Consider the following 14,169-nt stretch of genomic DNA (forward strand, 5'->3'; position numbering starts at 1 on the left):
GGACGCAACGCCGCGGCTATCGTGAACCGAACGAGGACGGCGCGAAACAACCGCCGCGACGGAGAAGCCCGATGGCCGTCACCCTGCAGGTCTGCGGCGCCGCGCGCACCGTGACGGGGCTGTGCCTGCTGTTCGACACGCCGGCCGGCAAGTTCCTGGTCGATTGCGGCATGTTCCAGGGTCCGAAATCGCTGAAGGCGCTGAATTACGAACCTTTCCCCTTCGATCCGCACGGCATCGACACGGTCTTGCTGACGCATGCCCATATCGACCACAGCGGCTTGCTGCCCCGCCTGGTCAAGCAGGGGTTTGGCGGCCGCGTGCATGCCACGCGGCCGACCGTGGACTTGTGTTCCTGCCTGCTGCCCGACGCCGGGCACATCCAGGAAATGGAGGTCGAGGGGCTGAACCGCCGCAACCGCCGTCGCGGCATCGCCCCGGTGCGGCCGATCTATACCGCCGACGATGCCGAACGCTGCATGACGGTCTTCGACACGGTGCCCTACGACGACTGGTTCGAACCGCTGCGCGGGGTCCGGGCGCGCTATTGGAATGCCGGGCACATGCTGGGCTCGGCCTCGATCGAGTTGGAATTCGCGCAGGCCGGCGCCGCGCCGATGCGTGTCCTTGTCTCGGGCGATATTGGGCCGGATGCCGGCATGCTGCAGCCCGGGCCGAGCGGCCCCGAGGGCGGCGTCGACCACGTCATCGTCGAATCCACCTATGGCGACGAGGCACGCCCCCCGGTTTCGCCCACCACCCGCCGCGCCGCGCTGGCGGAACTGGTGCGCAGGGCGGCGCGGCAGAACGGCGCGCTGCTGATCCCGACCTTTGCCGTGGAACGCGCGCAGGAGGTGATGCTCGACCTGGTCACCCTGATGGACACAAGCCAGGTGCCGCCCGCGGTGATCCATCTGGACTCCCCGCTCGCGACCCGCGCCAGCGGTGTGTTCCAGCGCCACGCCAAATCGCTCGACGACGGTACCGCCTTGCGCGCCGCCCTGACGTCGCCCCGCGTCCGCTACGTGCTGGATGCGGCGGTCAGCCGGACCATCGCGCGGCAGGACGGGTTCCACATCGTGCTGGCCGGCAGCGGCATGTGCGAGGCCGGGCGCATCCGCTTCCACCTCAAGGCACGGCTATGGGACCCACGGACGGTGGTCGCCCTGGTCGGCTTCCAGGCGACCGGCACCTTGGGGCGGCTATTGCAGGATGGCGCCGCCCTGGTCCGCATCCAGGGCGAGACGGTCAAGGTCGCCGCCCATATCGCCGCGATCGAGGGCTATTCCGGCCATGCCGACGGTCCCGAACTCGGCCGCTGGGTCGCCGCCCGTGCGCCGATCCACGGCAGCGCCTTCCTCGTGCATGGCGAGGAGGAGGCGATCGAGGGCCTGGCCCAGCGCATCACCGGCCGCGGCCTGCTGCCCGATACCGCGGTGATCCGCCCGCTGTTGGATGAGGTCTTCCACCTGGAACCCGGCGCCGTCGCCACGCGCGACCCCGCCGCCCCCGCCCGCCGCGCGCGGCGCGAACAGCTCGGCCAACCGGATTGGCACAATGACCGTGCCGCCCTGCTGCTGGGCATCGAGGAAGCGCTGGACGACGCCCACGACGACACGACGCGCGCCGCGGTGCTGGACCGGTTGCGCCAGGCGCTGCTGAACCGGGGCCGGTAACAAGGCAACCGCGTCGGCCGTGGGGGCGTTATGCTGCACCTGCTCAGTCGAAAGGGACACCATCTTGCCCCGCAAGAATCCATTCATGAGCCTCTGGCTCAGCACCGCGAACCGCGTCGCCAATACCGGCCGGGGGCTTGCGATGTCGGCCGCGCGCCGCCAGCAGGCCGCGGCGACCAAGAAGGCCGCCAGCGCCGTCACCAGCTTCTGGACACGCGCACTGTTCCGGGGGCCGAAGGGGCGGTGACGGCCGGGCGCAAGCCATGATCTGGACAAGGAAGCCGTCCTCGGCCGCGGGGATGCTGAGCAGCTTTGGGAGGGTGGCCACCCGCCTGGCGTCGCTGGCCTGGGCACCACCGCCCAAGCCTTTGCGCGCGCCGCCACGGGCGGTGCCCAAGGCGTCCATCCCGCCCGGGCGGATCACCGAGATTCCGGCCTTCGGCAGCAATCCCGGCGGGTTGCGTATGCTGGTCTACGCCCCCGCCCGGCCGCCCAGGCCGGGCGCGCCGCTGATCGTCGTGCTGCACGGCTGCCGCCAGGGGGCCGAGGCTTTTGCCACGGATGCCGGCTGGCTGGCCTTGGCGGATCGATTGCGGATCCCGCTGCTGCTGCCGGAACAGAGCACGCTGAACAACCGCCACCGCTGCTTCAACTGGTATCGCCCGAGCGACACCGGCCGTGGCGGGGGCGAGGCGATGTCGATCCGCCAGATGGTGCGCGCCGCGACCCGGCATTTTGGCACCGACCGGCGGCGCCTGTTCATCGTTGGCCTGTCCGCCGGCGGGGCCATGGCGGTGGCCATGCTGGCAGCCTATCCGGCGGTTTTTGCCGGCGGTGCTTGCGTGGCGGGCATGCCGGCTGGGACAGCCAGTTCGGGGCCGATGGCGCTGCTGCGGATGCACCGCGCCGACCCCTACCGCAGCCGCGCCGGCCTGGTCGCGGCAGTCCATGCCTCGGCCCCACCACGCGGAAAACAGCCCTGGCCCCGCCTGTCGATCTGGCAGGGCGAGCAGGACCGCACGGTGAACCCCGCCAATGCCGAGGTCCTGGCCGCGCAATGGAGCGGTCTGCACGGGCTCGACCCCGATCCCGCCACCGATGCGGCCGTGGCCCCCGGCATCCGTCGCCGCACATGGGGCCGCGCGGCGCGGCCGGCCGTCGAACTCTGGACCATCGCCGGCCTGGGGCATGGCTTCCCGATCCAGCAGGCCGCCCCGGGCGGCGGCCGTCCGGGCCCCTGGGTGCTGGAAGCGGGCCTGCCCGCCGCCCGCCACATCGCGGCCTTCTGGGGCATCGACCCGGCGATGGGCTGACAGTGCGGGATCGCAGTGGCGCAAAACCGCGCTAGCCTGCCCCGACGCCCCCAAGAAGAGGTCCGCCCGCCATGAAGGCCCAGAACATCCTCGGCACCATCGGCAATACGCCGCATATCCGGATCAACCGCCTGTTCGGCGCGGCGGAGGTCTGGATCAAGTCGGAACGCAGCAACCCCGGTGGCTCCATCAAGGACCGCATCGGGATGTCGATGGTCGAGGCCGCGGAGGCCGATGGGCGCCTGAAGCCAGGCGGGACCATCATCGAACCGACCTCCGGCAACACCGGCATCGGCCTGGCGATCGCCGCGGCGGTGAAGGGCTACACGCTGATCCTGGTCATGCCCGACAGCATGTCCATCGAACGGCGCCGGCTGATGCAGGCCTATGGCGCCACCTTCGAACTGACGCCGCGCGCACTCGGCATGAAGGGCTCGATCGCGCGGGCCGAGGAACTGGCCGCCACCATCCCCGGCGCCTGGATCCCGATGCAATTCGACAACCCGGCCAATATCGCCATCCACGCCAGCACCACGGCCCAGGAGATCCTGGCCGATTTCCCGGATGGGCTGGATGCGATCATCACCGGCGTCGGCACCGGCGGGCACATCACCGGGGTTGCGCAGGTGCTCAAACCCCTCTGGCCGGGCCTGAAGGTCTTTGCGGTGGAACCCAGCGCATCGCCGGTCATCTCGGGCGGGGTGCATACGCCGCACCCGATCCAGGGCATCGGCGCGGGTTTTGTCCCGGCCAACCTGCATGTCGCGCTGCTGGACGGGGTGATCCAGGTCAGCGCCGATGATGCGAAGGACTACGCCCGCCGCTCGGCACGGGAGGAAGGCATCCTGGTCGGCATCTCCTCCGGCGCCACCCTGGCCGCCATCGCCCAGAAACTGCCGGACTTGCCGAAGGGTGCGCGGGTCCTGGGCTTCAACTACGACACCGGGGAGCGCTACCTTTCCGTCCCCGACTTCCTGCCCGAATAGCCAAAAGGCCCCCGCCATGAACACGCAAGCGCCCGAAGCCGCCATCACCGCCTGGCTGGCGACCCAGGGCGACGCCATGATCGAGTTGCTCGCCCGCATGGTGAACACCGATGGCGGCAGCTACGACAAGGCGGGGGTCGATGCGGTCGGCGGGATCGTGAAAACCTTCTGCGCCGAGCACGGCATCCCCGTGGAGACCGTGCCCGGCACGCTCTATGGCGACTGCCTGCGGGCGACGGTGGCGGGCGGCACCGCCCTGTCCAGCGGCAACCGCCAGCAGAACATCGTGCTGATGGGCCACCGCGACACGGTCTTCCCCAAGGGCGAGCCCAACCGCCGCCCCTTCACCATCGTCGACGGCATCGCCTCCGGCCCCGGGGTCTGCGACATGAAGGCGGGGCTGGTGATGAACCTGTTCCTGCTCGCCGCCTTCCACAAGCACGGCGGCGCCCCCGGCCCGCTGGTCGGGCTGTTCACCGGCGATGAGGAAATCGGATCGCCGGAAGGCCGCCGCGTGATCGAGGCCGAGGCCCGGTCCGCCCGCGTCGTCCTGAACAGCGAACCCGGCCGCCCGACGGGCGCGGTCGTGACCGGCCGCAAGGGCGGCGTCTTCATGGCGATGGATATCGAAGGCCGCGCCGCCCATTCCGGCGGCAACTACGAATACGGGATCAGCGCCATCGGCGAATTGGCCCAAAAGATCACCGCCATCCACGCGCTGACCGATCTCGCGCGTGGCATCACCCTGAACGTCGGCCTCATCACCGGCGGGCAGAGCGTGAACACCGTCGCCCCCTCCGCCCAGGGCCAGATCGACCTGCGCTACATCAACCCCGACGACCGGGCGGAGGTGATGGCCGCGATCGCCGCCATCGTCGAAAAATCCTTCATCCCCGGCACCAAGGCCCGCCTGACCATCCGCGGGGAATTCCTGCCGCTGACCCAAAGCCCGGCGGCCAAGAAACTGTTCGAAACCTACCAGGCGGCCGCCGAGGCCACCGGCTTTACGGCGGCCGGCGAATTCTCCGGCGGCTGCGCCGACAGCGGGTTCACCGCCGCGGTCGGCGCACCGACCCTGTGTTCGGTCGGCCCGGTCGGCGGCAAGGCGCATAGCCCCGATGAATTCATGGTCGTGGCCAGCATGGTGCCCCGCGCCCAGGCGGCAGCCCGCGCGATCTTCGGGCTGGAGGCGGCGGGGCTGTAGCCCGCCCGCCCGGACGACAGCACCTTGTGACAGGCCGGTGAAGCACACAGCCCCCCCGCTTGACCCCCACGCCAGCCCCGCCCTACCACCACGCCACCTCCCCGCGGGGGCTGGGAGAAGGATTGCCATGACCGACGAAGCGCGCGACCGCATGACCATCCTGGCCGCAGCCCTGCCCTTCCTGAAGCGCTACGACGAGAAGATCGTCGTGGTGAAATACGGCGGGCACGCGATGGGTGAGGAAGAAACCGCCCTGCGCTTCGGCCGCGATATCGCGCTGCTGGAACAGGTCGGCATCAAGCCCGTCGTGGTCCATGGCGGCGGGCCGCAGATCAATTCGATGCTGAAGCGGCTGGATGTGAAATCCACCTTCGTGCAGGGCCTGCGCGTCACCGATGCGGCCATGCTCGACGTGGTGGAAATGGTGCTAGCCGGCCCCGTCAACAAACAGGTGGCCGAGGCGATCACCCGCGCCGGCGCCATTGCCGTGGGCATTTCCGGCAAGGATGGCGGGCTGATCCGCGCCCGCAAACTGTCCCGTGTCCTGCGCGATCCGGGCAGCAACATCGAACAGGTCCTCGACCTCGGCTTCGTCGGCGAACCCGAACATGTGGACACGCGCGTGCTGGACCTGATGATCGGCGCGCATATCGTGCCCGTCATCGCGCCGGTCGGCATTTCCGACGATGGCCAGACCTGGAACATCAACGCCGACACCGTCGCCGGCGCCATCGCCGGGGCGCTGAACGCCGAACGCATGCTGATGCTGACCGATGTCGCCGGCGTGCTGGATGGCGAAAAGCGCCTGATCCCCGAGATGACGGTGGCCGAGGCGCATGCCGGCATCGCCAGCGGCATGATCTCGGGCGGCATGATCCCCAAGGTCGAAACCTGCATCTACGCGATCGAACGCGGCGTGAAGGGCGCGGTCATCCTGGACGGCCGCGTGCCCCATGCCGTGCTGGCGGAACTCTTCACCGATGGCGGCGCGGGCACCCTGATCCGGCCCTGAGGCCGCGGGGCGCCCCCGACCCTTACCGCACCGACGAAAACCCCGTCGGCCGCAGGATCGAGCTCGCGACATTCGCCAGGATCGGCCCATCGGCTTCGCTCGCGGCCCGGGCTGCGATCCATTCCGGATCGGCCTGGAAGGCGCCCCACAGCCGCTCCCGCTCGGCCAGCGAGTCCCAGGCCAGCATGTAGTACAGCGCCAGGTTCGACGGCCCGATCTCCACCGTCCAGAACCCCGCCTGGCGGATGCCATGGCGCGCCCAGATCGCCAGGGTCGCCTTCTCGAAACGCTGCAACAGCGCCGGCAGGCGGCCTGGCAGGCAGGTGTAGATACGCAGTTCGTGCAGCATGGCGTGTCCTCCGATCCCTTGGCGTAACACGCCGCCGCGCCCCGCAGAATGCCCCGGCGCGACTCGCCGGCGTGGTTGTCCGCCCCGCGCCCGGTCGCTATCCTCCCCCCGATAGCGAGAACACAGCATGAACATGGACCTATGAGCGACCTTTTCGCCCGCACCCAGAAAGCCGCCGAGGAAGCCTATTCCGCCAAGGACATCGAGGTCCTGGAGGGTCTGGAACCCGTGCGCCGCCGCCCCGGCATGTATATCGGCGGCATCGACGAAAACGCGCTGCACCATCTGGCCGCCGAAATCCTGGACAATGCGATGGACGAGGCCGTCGCCGGGCATGCCAGCCGCATCGAGATGACGCTCGACGCCGGCAACTGGCTGACCGTGCGCGACAATGGCCGCGGCATCCCGACCGATCCACACCCGAAGTTCCCGAAGCAATCGGCGCTGGAGGTGATCTTCACCACCCTGCATTCGGGCGGCAAGTTCTCCGGCAAGGCCTATGCGACATCCGGCGGCTTGCATGGCGTCGGCTCCAGCGTGGTCAACGCCCTGTCCGACACGATGGAGGTGGAGGTCGCCCGCGACCGCACCCTCTTCACCATGGGTTTCTCCCGCGGCAAGCCGCAGGGCCCGCTGAAGAACGCCGGCCCGGTGCAGAACCGCCGCGGCACCACCATCCGCTTCCACCCCGACGAACAGATTTTTGGCCCGCAGCCCTTCAAGGCCGCGCGCCTGTTCCGCCTGTGCCGGTCAAAAGCCTATCTGTTCAAGGGCGTGACCATCCGCTGGGCCTGCGACCCCTCGCTGGCGACGGAGGAGGTGCCGGCGAATGCCGAACTGCATTTCCCCGGCGGGCTGCTGGACTACCTGACCGCCGCGGTCGAAAGCCGCCGCGGCGTCGTGCCCTCCCCCTGGGCTGGCGAGGCGGATTTCCCCGACAGCCAGGGCCGCGTGGAATGGGCGATGACCTGGCTGGACCAGGGCGAGGGGTTCCTGAACCTCTACGCCAATACCATCCCGACGCCGCAGGGCGGCACGCATGAAGCCGGGCTGCGCGCGGCCCTGGTCAAGGGCCTGCGCGCCTATGGCGAACTCAAGAAGGAAAAGCGCGCCGCCACCATCACCGCCGAGGACCTTTTTGGTGGCCTGGCCGGTATGTTGTCGGTCTTCCTGCGCGACCCGCAGTTCCAGGGCCAGACCAAGGACAAGCTGACCAGCGCCGACGCGACCAAATATGTCGAGGCCGCGCTGCGCGATCGCTTCGACCATTGGCTGACCGGCGACCCCGGCTCCGCCGACAATCTCCTGGCCTTCGCGATGGAGCGCGCGGAAGAACGCATCCGCCGCAAGGAATCCCGCGACACCCCGCGCAAGACCGCTACCCGCAAACTGCGCCTGCCCGGCAAACTGGCCGATTGCGCCAAGGAAGGCATCGACGGCACGGAACTCTTCCTGGTCGAGGGCGATAGCGCCGGCGGGTCCGCCAAGCAGGCCCGCGACCGCGAAACCCAGGCCGTCCTCCCCCTGCGCGGCAAGATCCTGAACGTCGCCTCGGCCACCACCGAAAAGCTGCGGCAGAACCAGGAATTGAAGGATCTGATCGAGGCCCTGGGCTGCGGCGTGGGGGATAAATTCGACATCGCCCGGCTGCGCTACGGCCGCGTCGTCATCATGACCGACGCCGACGTGGATGGCGCGCATATCGCCGCCTTGCTGATGACCTTCTTCTACCGGGAATTGCCCGAACTGGTGAAACAGGGCCGCGTCTTCCTCGCCATGCCGCCGCTGTTCCGCCTGCAGGCGGGCGGCAAGTCGGTCTATGCGATGAACGACGCTGACCGCGAACGACTGATCAAATCCGCCTTCAAGCCGAACCAGAAGGTGGAAGTCAGCCGCTTCAAGGGCCTGGGCGAAATGCCCGCCGCGACCTTGAAGGAAACCACCATGGACCGCGCCCGCCGCAGCCTGTTGCAGGTGGTGCTGCGCCCCGAGGATCGCGCGACGACCAATGAACTGGTCGAGGCGCTGATGGGCCGCAAGCCCGAACTGCGCTTCCGCTTCATCCAGGACAATGCGGCCAGCGTGGATATGGAGGCGGTGGACGCCTGACGGCGCTCAGCCCGCCAGCGCCATCGGCGGCGCGGGGGGGCGCGTCATCGCCGCTTCGATCTCCGCCCGCAGCAGGGCAAGATCGACCGGCTTGCCGACATGCCCATCCATCCCCGCGGCACGGCAGGCCGCGATCTCCGCCGCATCGGTATGCCCGGTCACGGCGATGATGGGCACCTGGCCGATGGGCCCTTGCATGGCACGGATGCGCGCGGCGGTGGCGCAGCCGCCCAAGCCGGGCATGTTCACATCCATCAGGACCACGTCGGGGCGGTTGCCCCCCGCCAGCATCGCCAGCGCCGCCTCGCCGGAGGCTGCCAGACTGATCCTGTGGCCGGCCAGCATCAGCAGCGCCTCCAGCACCTGGCGATTGCTGGCCAGGTCATCGACGATCAGGATGTGCAGCGGCCCGGCCGGCGCGGCCTCGGCCACCGGCACTGGCGCCGGCGCCGCGGGCGGCAGCGGTACAGGCGGCAGCGGCACGGCGGGCAGCGGCAGCGACAGGGTGAAGACGCTGCCCTGGCCGCCCGGCCCCGGGCCATGCGTCACATCCCCCCCCATCGCACTGGCCAGGCCGGCGGTGATGGCCAGACCCAGCCCGCTGCCCTCGATCCCGGCGGTGCCGCGCCCACGGGCAAAATCCTGGAACAGCCGCGCCTGCAATTCGGCGGCGACCCCGGGACCAGTGTCGATGACGTCGATGCGGATGCGCCCGGCACAGGATGTCGCGGCCAGGGCGATCCGCCCGCCGGTGGGGGTGAACTTCACCGCATTGCCCAGCAGGTTCAGCAACATCTGCCGCAGCCGCACCGGGTCGGCCCGCACCATCGGCGACAGGCCATCGGCCAGGTCGACCGACAGCGTCAGCGCCTTGGCCGTGGCCTGGGGGGCGATCAGCGCCACGGTATCGGCCAGGAAAACGCGGGTATCCACGGCAGTGGGCGCCAGTTCCATCCGCCCCGCCTCGACCCGCGCCAGGTCCAGCAGGTCGTTGGTGATGGCCAGCACATGCCGCCCGGCCTGTTCGATCACCCGCGCCTGGGCGCGCTGCGCATCGCCAAGCGCCGCGTCCCGCGCCAGCACCTGCGCCAGGCCGAGCACCGTATTCAGCGGGGAGCGCAACTCATGGCTCATATGGGTCAGGAACAGCGTCTTCTGCGCATTCGCTTCTTCGGCGCGCGCGGTGTTGGCGGCAAGGGATGCCGAGGCCCGCGCTTCGGCCAATTCGGCCGCGAGCGAGACAAGCAGCAGCGACGCCGCGGTCCGCATCATCAGCTGCGCGGCCGTGGCGATGGTGAACCAATCCGCCCCGGGCAAGCCATTCTCCAACTGCTGCAACGGGATGGCGATGCTGGCCAGCCCGCGCCCCGCCAGGACCGCCGCCGCGGCCGCCAGCACCAGGCCGACGGCGCCGCGCGACGGCAACACCGCCCCCGCCCGCGGCCGCAGGAATTCCCAGGCCGCCAGCCCTGTGTAGATCGCCCCGATCGCCGAGGCGAGAAACGCCCGCGCCTCCAGGCTCGCCATGAAGGTGTCGGACGAACAGGCGGCGAGCCAGACAGCCGGCCCGATCGCCGCGACCGCCAGGCCGGCGGACCTGTCCTCGAACCGGCGGGCGCCGACGTAGAGCAGGCTGGCGGCGAATTGCAGCATCGCATTGGCGATGCTGATCGAAACCAGGTCAGGGATCGCGCCGCGCGCGCCGAGCAGCAGCATGGCGACGGCGCCGATCACATGCGCGATGCCCCAGTCGGCCAGCCAGCGCTGGTCCCGGTTCCGGGCCCAGAGCCAAAGCTGCACGGCGCCCAGCGACAGCGCGGTGGACATGGCAAAGAGTGCGATCGCGGGTGTGTGCAAGACGCCTCTCCACCGTCGCGGTGGGTTGTACTGGCTGCGTTTTGCTCGCCCCCCGGCTGAACCCGGCCCGCTGTGCCTGCGACGTGATGATGGCTAGCAGCGGATGGTCAGGAGCGAATAGACGCGAATCATGTGGATTAGGTCAATTTATCGCGGGGTGGTTGTGGCGCGACGCACACCCGCAAGCAGCGTCAATCAATCGTCGATGTCGGCCCCTTGGGCCGGGCCGCATGGTTCCAGACATTGCGGATCGTCTCGCTGAACGCGACGGGATCGGCGACCCCCTTCAGCGTGTGGCTTTCGGACGTGCGGCCTTCCATGCTGCCGATCACGATGTCACCGATGCCCATCATGCGGTGATACAGGCTCTGCTTCACCACGACGTCGCGGATGCGGAACACCTCGATATCGTCGCGCACCTTGGTCCAGAAGCCCTGTTCGATGACAATGCGTTCGTTGGTCACCGTGATCTTCTGCCGGCCCAGGAACGGCAGCCCCAGCATCAGGACCGACAGGAACATCCACAACGGGCCGTAGGACCGCTTGGTTTCCATCGCCGTTGCCACAGCCGCCTCGGACATCGTCGCTTCCTTCTGGGTGCGGCGCATTATCTCCGGCGTGACGATCCGGCGCCAGCCCCCATCGGGTCACGCCCCGGGGAGCAAAGGGGAGGCGTGCAACCAGTCGCGCAACACCGCCGCCATCGCCGCCGGCTCCTCCATCGGCGGCAGGTGGCCGGCGTTCGGGATCACCGCCAGCCGCGCGCCGGGGATCAGCCCGGCCATCTCCTCGGCCAGCGGGGGCGGGGTCAGCACGTCCTCGGCGCCGACGCCGACCAGCACGGGCATCCGCAGGCCGGGCAGCATCGGGCGGGAATCGGGGCGGCCCAAGATGGCTTCCTGCTGGCGCAGGAAGGCATCGCGGCCCACCCGGTCGGCCATGGCCATCACCTCCGCCGCGATCGGCCCGCCCTGGTGGCGCGGATGGATCAGTTGCGGCAGCAGGCGCGGCGTCACGCCCTTGAACTGCCCGGTCCGCGCCAACCCGATCAAGCCACGCCGCCGGCGCGACTGTTCGGCGGTATCGGCCCTGGCGGAGGTATCGAGCAACGCCAGCCGCAGCACCCGCTCCGGCGCCTGGCGCAGGATCTCCAGCGCCACATACCCCCCCATCGACAGCCCCGCGAGCGCGAAGACCGGCGGCGCCGCGGCCAGCGCCCGCGCCGCCATCGCCGCGACCGAGGCATCCTGCGTCAGGTCGGCGACCATCGGTTCGGCCAGGTCGGACAGGCCGGGAAGGATCGGCTGCCACAGGGCGGCATCGCACAACAGGCCGGGCAGCAGCAGCAGGGGGATGGGGTCTGGCATGGCGTCCTGCCTATAACGCTTCCTTGTTGCGGGAAACCGCTTGCGGAACGCGCATGAAAACTTGCGCCTGCGCGGGGGACGGCGCATATGCCGCCCGGTGTGCCGATGGGTCAGGCCGCCGCCGCAGGGCGGCAGGCTGCTTGTCGCTGGCACCCATGCGCCGGGATCCATCCCGGAACCCCTGGCCCGGCGGCGGGTCGTCACAATCGCCCCGCCCGCCTTTCATCGACTGGACACACGGATTTGACCGACATCAAGGACGCGGATGCCACGGCGCCCCACGACGCGACGCCCCAGGTAGCGCCTCCGACAGGGGAGCAGACGCTTCCCGAGACCATGCCCACCCCGATCGAGGCGGCTGCCGAGGCCGAGGCCCCTGCCGCGGAAGCCCCGATCGTGGAAGCCGCCGCCGCTGAAGCCCCAGCGGTCGAAGAGACAGCCATCGAAGAGACAGCCATCGAAGCGACTGTGGCCGAGGTTGCCGCCCCCGCGATCGACGCCGACCTGGACGGGCAGGACACGATCGACGCCCTCGCCGCCGACCTGCCCGATGACGAGGAAGAGGAGGCCCCCGAGCCCCTGGCGGTCGAAACCGCCCCCACCGTCTTCTTCGCCGACCTCGGCCTGTCCGACGAAATCGTCCGCGCCGTCACCGACAGCGGCTACCTGCACCCGACCCCGATCCAGGAGCAGGCGATCCCCGTCGTGCTGATGGGCCGCGACGTGCTCGGCTGCGCCCAGACGGGCACGGGCAAGACCGCCAGCTTCGTGCTGCCGATGCTGGATATCCTGACCGGATCGCGCGCCAAGGCGCGCATGCCGCGCAGCCTGATCCTGGAACCGACCCGCGAACTGGCGCTGCAGGTCGCCGAGAACTTCGTGAAGTACGGCAAGCACCTGAAGCTGGTCCATGCGCTGCTGATCGGCGGCGAAAGCATGGACGAGCAGAAGGCGGTGCTGAACAGCGGCGTCGACGTGCTGATCGCCACCCCGGGCCGCTTGCTGGACCTGTTCGAGCGCGGGCGCATCCTGCTGGCCGATTGCAAGGTGCTGGTGATCGACGAAGCCGACCGCATGCTGGACATGGGCTTCATCCCCGATGTCGAACGCATCGTCTCGCTGCTGCCGCCGCTGCGCCAGACGCTGTTCTTCTCCGCGACCATGGCGCCGGAAATCCGGCGCCTGGCCGATGCCTTCCTGCGCAACCCGCGTGAGATCACGGTCAGCCGGCCGGCCTCGGTCGCCACGACCATCACCGCCGGCGTGATCTGGGTGAAGGACGCCGAGAAGCGCGACGTCCTGCGCCAGTTGCTGCGGCGTGAGACGGTGCAGAACGCGCTGATCTTCTGCAACCGCAAGGTTGAGGTGGATATCCTCTACAAGTCGCTGAAGCGCCACGGTTTTTCCGTCGGCGCCCTGCATGGCGACATGGACCAGTCGGCCCGCTTCGCCACCTTGAACAAGTTCAAGGCGGGTGAGTTGCAATTGCTTGTCTGCTCCGACGTCGCGGCCCGCGGGCTGGACATCGGCGGGTTGAGCCATGTGTTCAACTTCGACGTGCCCTTCCATGCCGAGGACTACGTCCACCGCATCGGCCGCACCGGCCGCGCCGGGCGTGAAGGCAAGGCTTATTCGATCGCCGGCCCCGGCGATGCCAAGAACGTCGCCGCCATCGAAAAGCTGACCGGCGCGCCGATCCCGCCCCTGGTGATCGAGGGCGTCGAGGCCCCGACCCAGGAGGACATCGACGCCGCCCGCGACCGCCGCGGCGGCGCCCGCGGTGGGCGCGATGCACCCCGTGGCCGCGGCCGCGAGGCCGCCCCGCGCCGCGAGGCTCGCCCGCCGCGCGACCACAGCGAAGCCGCCCCGCCCCGCCCGGCCGATGGCGCCGAACCCCGCCCCCGCCGCGAGGAACGCGCCCCCCGCCGCGACGAACGGCCCCGCGAGGACCGCCCCCGCGAAGACCGTCTGCGCGCCGAAGCCGTCCGCCCGCCGCGCAACGACGCGCCCCGCGCCGAGGAGGCCCGCCCGCCCCGCCGCGACGACCGCGCCCGCCCGCCCCGCGACGAGCCCCGCGCGGCACCGCGCGAAGGCTACCGCGACGCCAGCCGTGACGACCGGCGCCGCCAGGATGACCTCGGCCCCAGCGTCTTGGGCTTTGGCGACAGCACCCCTGCCTTCATGCTGCTGCCCACGCCCAAGCCGCGCCGTTCGGCCGAACCCGACGCGCCGCCGCCCGCCGCCGCCCAAGCCGCCTGAGACTGCGGGCGTGACTTGCAGCGCGGCAGGGGCCACC

Annotated in this window: 12 protein-coding genes; 8 read left to right on the plus strand and 4 right to left on the minus strand. The window is 70.0% G+C overall.

Going from position 1 to position 14,169, the window contains the following annotated elements; all coding sequences use genetic code 11:
* Positions 1–71: 71 nt before the first annotated feature.
* From ACQW02_RS19160 to argB, 6 genes are all read left to right on the plus strand, one after another.
* Positions 72–1,676: an MBL fold metallo-hydrolase RNA specificity domain-containing protein gene (locus tag ACQW02_RS19160; RefSeq protein ID WP_431281510.1), complete on the plus strand. Its 1,605-nt coding sequence runs from the start codon at positions 72–74 to the stop codon at positions 1,674–1,676.
* 85 nt (positions 1,677–1,761) lie between these two features.
* Positions 1,762–1,923, plus strand: a complete 162-nt coding sequence (locus tag ACQW02_RS19165) for a hypothetical protein (RefSeq protein WP_431281511.1) — start codon at positions 1,762–1,764, stop codon at positions 1,921–1,923.
* A gap of 16 nt (positions 1,924–1,939) precedes the next feature.
* Entirely contained in the window at positions 1,940–2,989 is a 1,050-nt protein-coding gene (locus ACQW02_RS19170; protein ID WP_431281512.1) for an extracellular catalytic domain type 1 short-chain-length polyhydroxyalkanoate depolymerase, read from the plus strand.
* A gap of 71 nt (positions 2,990–3,060) precedes the next feature.
* Entirely contained in the window at positions 3,061–3,975 is a 915-nt protein-coding gene (gene cysK / locus ACQW02_RS19175) for a cysteine synthase A (RefSeq protein ID WP_431281513.1), read from the plus strand.
* Between the two features lie 16 nt (positions 3,976–3,991).
* Entirely contained in the window at positions 3,992–5,179 is a 1,188-nt protein-coding gene (locus ACQW02_RS19180) for a M20 family metallopeptidase (protein ID WP_431281514.1), read from the plus strand.
* A 127-nt stretch (positions 5,180–5,306) separates the two neighbouring features.
* The gene (gene argB, locus ACQW02_RS19185; protein WP_431281515.1) at positions 5,307–6,191 is read left to right on the plus strand and encodes an acetylglutamate kinase; all 885 of its coding nucleotides are present in this window, start codon (positions 5,307–5,309) and stop codon (positions 6,189–6,191) included.
* A gap of 22 nt (positions 6,192–6,213) precedes the next feature.
* On the opposite strand, the gene ACQW02_RS19190 is transcribed toward argB, so the two are convergent.
* Entirely contained in the window at positions 6,214–6,540 is a 327-nt protein-coding gene (locus ACQW02_RS19190; RefSeq protein WP_431281516.1) for an NIPSNAP family protein, read from the minus strand.
* Between the two features lie 141 nt (positions 6,541–6,681).
* Here ACQW02_RS19190 and parE point away from each other — a divergent pair, with 141 nt between their 5' ends.
* Complete coding sequence (gene parE, locus ACQW02_RS19195; protein WP_431281517.1) at positions 6,682–8,649, plus strand: DNA topoisomerase IV subunit B; 1,968 nt, start codon at positions 6,682–6,684, stop codon at positions 8,647–8,649.
* A 6-nt stretch (positions 8,650–8,655) separates the two neighbouring features.
* Here the strand turns inward: parE and ACQW02_RS19200 are convergent, their stop codons facing one another.
* The 3 genes from ACQW02_RS19200 to ACQW02_RS19210 form a co-directional block, all read right to left on the minus strand.
* Positions 8,656–10,506, minus strand: a complete 1,851-nt coding sequence (locus tag ACQW02_RS19200) for a hybrid sensor histidine kinase/response regulator (protein WP_431281518.1) — start codon at positions 10,504–10,506, stop codon at positions 8,656–8,658.
* A 191-nt stretch (positions 10,507–10,697) separates the two neighbouring features.
* On the minus strand, positions 10,698–11,087 hold the full coding sequence (locus ACQW02_RS19205) for a PH domain-containing protein (protein WP_431281519.1): 390 nt from the start codon (positions 11,085–11,087) through the stop codon (positions 10,698–10,700).
* 66 nt (positions 11,088–11,153) lie between these two features.
* On the minus strand, positions 11,154–11,873 hold the full coding sequence (locus ACQW02_RS19210; protein ID WP_431281520.1) for an alpha/beta fold hydrolase: 720 nt from the start codon (positions 11,871–11,873) through the stop codon (positions 11,154–11,156).
* 336 nt (positions 11,874–12,209) lie between these two features.
* Between ACQW02_RS19210 and ACQW02_RS19215 the strand changes: the two genes are divergently transcribed.
* Complete coding sequence (locus ACQW02_RS19215; RefSeq protein ID WP_431281521.1) at positions 12,210–14,132, plus strand: DEAD/DEAH box helicase; 1,923 nt, start codon at positions 12,210–12,212, stop codon at positions 14,130–14,132.
* The last annotated feature ends 37 nt before the right edge of the window (positions 14,133–14,169 follow it).

Origin of the sequence: Humitalea sp. 24SJ18S-53 (genome assembly GCF_050632385.1) — a bacterium.
GTDB lineage: Bacteria > Pseudomonadota > Alphaproteobacteria > Acetobacterales > Acetobacteraceae > Humitalea.